Origin of the sequence: Streptomyces griseicoloratus (assembly GCF_014534645.1) — a bacterium.
Taxonomy (GTDB): domain Bacteria; phylum Actinomycetota; class Actinomycetes; order Streptomycetales; family Streptomycetaceae; genus Streptomyces; species Streptomyces griseicoloratus.
Genome location: NZ_JACVQF010000003.1, coordinates 1 through 561 on the forward strand (window position 1 = coordinate 1; position 561 = coordinate 561).

At 68.1% G+C, this 561-nt stretch carries 1 pseudogene; it reads left to right on the top strand.

Annotation, left to right across the window (positions count from 1 at the left end):
* Window positions 1-460 (top strand): annotated as a pseudogene (locus H0H10_RS00015) (DUF3459 domain-containing protein); the annotation flags it as partial.
* Window positions 461-561 lie beyond the last annotated feature (101 nt).

Below are 561 nucleotides of genomic sequence, written 5' to 3' on the forward strand. Positions count from 1 at the left end.
AGGCTCCGAGGAATACCTCGACTCCGAGAAGTACCAGCTCAAACCCCGCGACTGGGCCACCGCAGAACGCGAGGGACGCACCATCACCCCCCTCATCACCAAGCTCAACACCATCCGGCGCGCCCATCCGGCCCTGCAGCGGCTCAGGAACCTCCGCTTCCACCGGACCGACAACGACGCGCTCATCGCCTACAGCAAGCGCACCGGTGCCGATGTCGTCCTGGTGGTCGTGAACCTCGACCCCCACCACACCCAGGAGGCCACGATCTCCCTCGACATGCCGCGACTCGGCCTCGACTGGCACGAGTCGATGCCGGTCCACGACGAACTCACGGACGAGACCTACCACTGGGGCCGGACGAACTACGTGCGGCTGGAGCCCGGCCGGGCCCCCGCGCACGTCTTCCACGTCCAGCGGTCGTCCGCCGCGCCGCGGAACGGAGGGGCCGGAGTCTCATGACCGTGAACGAGCCCGTGCCGGACACCTTCGAGGACACGCCGGCCAAGGACCGGGACCCCGACTGGTTCAAGCGAGCCGTCTTCTACGAAGTGCTGGTCCGC